This is a genomic window from Gordonia sp. i37 (assembly GCF_002043085.1).
GTDB classification, from domain to species: domain Bacteria; phylum Actinomycetota; class Actinomycetes; order Mycobacteriales; family Mycobacteriaceae; genus Gordonia; species Gordonia polyisoprenivorans.
The window spans coordinates 1-807 of sequence record NZ_MVPX01000498.1; the positions used below are offsets into that span (position 1 = coordinate 1).

The 807-nt window shown below is 66.0% G+C and carries 1 protein-coding gene; it reads left to right on the top strand.

The genetic code is table 11. The annotated features are described in order from the left end of the window. The coding region (gene sucD / locus B1964_RS24345; RefSeq protein ID WP_079931621.1) for a succinate--CoA ligase subunit alpha at window positions 1-743 on the top strand (743 nt) is incomplete at its 5' end. Between the last annotated feature and the right edge of the window lie 64 nt (window positions 744-807).

The window sequence follows — 807 nt, forward strand, 5'->3', positions numbered from 1 at the left end:
ACGGCTCCGACGTGGAGCTGCCCGTCTTCGGCAGTGTCGCCGAGGCGATCAAGGAGACCGGGGCCGACACCTCGATCGCCTTCGTCCCGCCGAAGTTCGCCAAGGACGCCATCATCGAGGCGATCGACGCGGAGATCCCGCTGCTGGTCGTCATCACCGAGGGAATCCCGGTGCAGGACAGCGCCTATGCGTGGGCCTACAACGTCGAAAAGGGGAACAAGACCCGCATCATCGGGCCGAACTGCCCCGGCATCATCACCCCGGGCGAATCGCTGGTGGGCATCACCCCGGCCAACATCACCGGCAAGGGTCCGATCGGCCTGGTCTCCAAGTCCGGCACCCTGACCTACCAGATGATGTACGAGCTGCGCGATCTCGGTTTCTCCACCGCCATCGGCATCGGCGGCGACCCGGTCATCGGGACCACCCACATCGACGCCATCGAGGCGTTCGAGAAGGATCCGGAGACCAAGGTCATCGTGATGATCGGTGAGATCGGTGGCGACGCCGAGGAGCGTGCGGCCGACTACATCAAGGCCAACGTCTCCAAGCCGGTCGTCGGCTACGTCGCGGGATTCACTGCGCCCGAGGGCAAAACGATGGGCCACGCCGGCGCGATCGTGTCCGGCAGCTCCGGCACCGCCCAGGCCAAGAAGGAAGCCCTCGAGGCTGCGGGCGTCAAGGTCGGCAAGACGCCGAGCGAGACCGCCACGCTGGCCCGGGAGCTCTACGAGGCTCTCTGACCCACGGTCGGAGATCATCCCGAAACCCGCCTGCACGCGAGAACTCGTGTGCAGGCGGGTTTTT